The sequence below is a fragment of the Moorena sp. SIO3I6 genome (assembly GCF_010672095.1).
Genome location: NZ_JAAHHU010000665.1, coordinates 1 through 2,490 on the forward strand (window position 1 = coordinate 1; position 2,490 = coordinate 2,490).

The 2,490-nt window shown below is 44.4% G+C and carries 4 protein-coding genes and 1 pseudogene; 3 read left to right on the plus strand and 2 right to left on the minus strand.

All coding sequences use genetic code 11. The annotated features are described in order from the left end of the window. The first annotated feature begins 248 nt into the window (after positions 1 to 248). From F6K49_RS41120 to F6K49_RS41130, 3 genes are all read left to right on the plus strand, one after another. Complete coding sequence (locus F6K49_RS41120; RefSeq protein ID WP_293106808.1) at positions 249 to 485, plus strand: hypothetical protein; 237 nt, start codon at positions 249 to 251, stop codon at positions 483 to 485. 138 nt (positions 486 to 623) lie between these two features. Next, positions 624 to 800 (plus strand): hypothetical protein, encoded by a 177-nt coding sequence (locus tag F6K49_RS41125; RefSeq protein WP_293051850.1) that lies wholly within the window; start codon positions 624 to 626, stop codon positions 798 to 800. A 42-nt stretch (positions 801 to 842) separates the two neighbouring features. Further along, a complete protein-coding gene (locus tag F6K49_RS41130; RefSeq protein WP_293106811.1) occupies positions 843 to 1,769 on the plus strand; it encodes a hypothetical protein in 927 nt (308 codons plus the stop codon). A gap of 199 nt (positions 1,770 to 1,968) precedes the next feature. Here the strand turns inward: F6K49_RS41130 and F6K49_RS41135 are convergent, their stop codons facing one another. Both F6K49_RS41135 and F6K49_RS41140 read right to left on the minus strand, forming a co-directional pair. After that, entirely contained in the window at positions 1,969 to 2,112 is a 144-nt protein-coding gene (locus F6K49_RS41135) for a hypothetical protein (protein ID WP_293051856.1), read from the minus strand. A 205-nt stretch (positions 2,113 to 2,317) separates the two neighbouring features. Then, positions 2,318 to 2,490: pseudogene (locus F6K49_RS41140) on the minus strand (ketol-acid reductoisomerase); the annotation flags it as partial.

Here is a 2,490-nt window from a genome sequence, read left to right on the forward strand (position 1 = left end):
CTTTAGCCGACGATCCAGACAACGAATACGCGCTTGATTGACTCGACTATTGTGCGTGCTCACCAGCACAGTGCTTTGAAGTTACCGTAAGATAGTTGAGCCTTTATAGTTAGTAGGTTATGCGTAAAAAGTTCAAGTCTGTTGTAATAAGGCTCAACTATCTAAGGTTTCGTCTCTTGGGGCTAAAAAGGGGATGGATCAACTGAAGCCATCGGTCGAGCGTAAAGGTGGATTGAGTACCAAGATTAATGCTAAGCGTGGATGCTTTGGGTAACTCGATTAGTTTTTGCCTGAGTCCGGGACAAGCCTGTGACTTTGATGGTGCGGATGTGTTACTGCATAACTTGTCTACAGATCCCTTAATTGCAGGCATTGCCTACGATGCCGATCAACGAGTCCTACAGCGCCTTGAAAGACAGGGGAAAATAGCAGTGATTCCCCCCAAGCGGAATCGCACTCACCTGAGGGAGTATGACAAACACTAATACAAAGCCCGACACTTAATTGAAAACTTCTTTGCCAAACTTAAACAGTATCGGGCGATAGTCACCCGTTATGATAACCTAGTTCTGAACTTTCGTCGGGGCTATCTATCTTGCTGCTATTGTCATTGGGCTTAATTGATGACACGCCCTAATTTAGTTGGTGTTCGAGAAGGTTTAACCACCGTCAGGGAAGTATTAGCTTTGGAAGGAGAAGATTTAGCTGTGCCTTTATACACCCTCTTAATGCTGTTATTTTTTATCTATTGTTATCCAATCGCTTGGTACACCAAAAAACTGGAACAGCGTTTCAATTAGCGTTTCAATTATGGAAAGTAACTAAATATCATTTAAATAACTATGAGTTATCGACTCTTGATTATTGGTTTAGGGGATTTGGGTCAGAGGCTTGCTGCTGAGATCTCGAAGTTTGCTGAGATTGATGAATTAATCCTGGCAGGTCGCCGAATTGAGTTTGGTGTTACCTTTGCTGAGCTATTAGCTGCATGTAGTCAAATCAAAGTACGATTTTTTGAACTGGATGCAGAGCAGCAAGACGCCGTTGAGCAACTTTTGCGTGACCAACGCCCCGATCTGATTGTTCAATGCGCTAGTTTATTTTCGCCTTGGTATTTGCGTGAATGCCAACACCCAGTGGCTAAAGTCCTACGAATGGCAGGATTTGCTGCTCAAATTCCAGCTCAGCTTCCACCAATCACAACAGTTATGTCAGCCGTTCGAGAAATTGATTTCCCAGCTCCTGTGGTGAATTGTTCTTATCCAGATCTAACTCATCCGGTTTTAGCGCAGCTTGATTTAGCTCCGACAGTTGGAATTGGCAATGTGGGGATGATTCAGTATCGCGTTCAGGCAACATTGCTTCAACAAAGTAAACTGTCTGGGACTGAAGTCAAATCGGACCTGCCTCTCGTTCGAGTTCTGGCACACCATAGTCAGATTAGGGCTGCTATGAGCTCGATCCGACCTTCTGACACCTCTTCCTGTCCAAAAGTTTTTATAGGAGAAGGGGGACAGCGAGCTGATGAGTTAGTATATGCAGGGTTGCCACTGATGAGTAATCGCTACCTCAATGCACTCACTACTGCAAGTGGATTACCCATTTTGCAAGCTTTGCTACCCAATAAACCTCCCCTAAGAATTTCTGCGCCTGGTCCGCTCGGTCTACCTGGAGGGTACCCGATTAAGATTATCAATCGCCTTATTGAACAGATTGCCCTGATTGCCTTTGAGCGCACCCAGGTAGTGGTTTCCACTTTCAATGATTAACTCAGCTATTTTTTTTGAGTACTAATCGCATCAAAAGCAAAGACGACACCCGCCTCAGCCAGTTGGTTGATAAATTCAGGCATTGCTTTGACGCACGTTGGTTTTACTATTGACCTGGTAGGGTTAATGAATCAAACCTCGCTCAACCAGATAAGCGCTCACTAGTATAATCCCTCGGTGAGGTGGAGAATCGGGATTATCACCAAGAACGTTGGTACGAGCCTCGTAGGACAAGACCATCAATGGCTTTGGTTTCTCCAGGCTTGGGTTCAATACCAAAGAAACGGGCCAAGACCGCAGAATACTGCTGATAGTCTAGGCTCAGCAGAACACGACGAATCATACTGTACGAAGGAAGTCTGCCCAAAGGGGGATGAAATAGTTCAATGAGCTCCTCCCGATTGCTATAAAATCTAATATTTACAGGACTTACGCCAAATATGAGTTATTTCCCTATCCGACAAGTAGAGTTATGACGTAAGTCCTGCCAAATTTAAGTAAGTGCTGATTTAAGATATTAATGGTAAACCGTCAACGGTCAACAATGCTTAGACTTTTTTCAACCAGCTGAACATAGCGCGTAAGTCTTTACCGACTTCCTCGACGGGATGTTCTTTATTCTGACGGCGCATAGCAGTGAAGACCGGTTTACCTCCCTGATTTTCCAAGACAAATTCACGGGCGAATTGACCTGATTGAATTTCTTTGAGGATTTTACGCA

What these genes read in the sequence shown, in the direction of transcription:
- F6K49_RS41120 (WP_293106808.1), top strand. Translation starts at nt 249, where the DNA reads ATGCTAAGCGTGGATGCTTTGGGTAACTCGATTAGTTTTTGCCTGAGT.
- F6K49_RS41125 (WP_293051850.1), top strand. Translation starts at nt 624, where the DNA reads ATGACACGCCCTAATTTAGTTGGTGTTCGAGAAGGTTTAACCACCGTC.
- F6K49_RS41130 (WP_293106811.1), top strand. Translation starts at nt 843, where the DNA reads ATGAGTTATCGACTCTTGATTATTGGTTTAGGGGATTTGGGTCAGAGG.
- F6K49_RS41135 (WP_293051856.1), bottom strand. Translation starts at nt 2,112, where the DNA reads ATGATTCGTCGTGTTCTGCTGAGCCTAGACTATCAGCAGTATTCTGCG.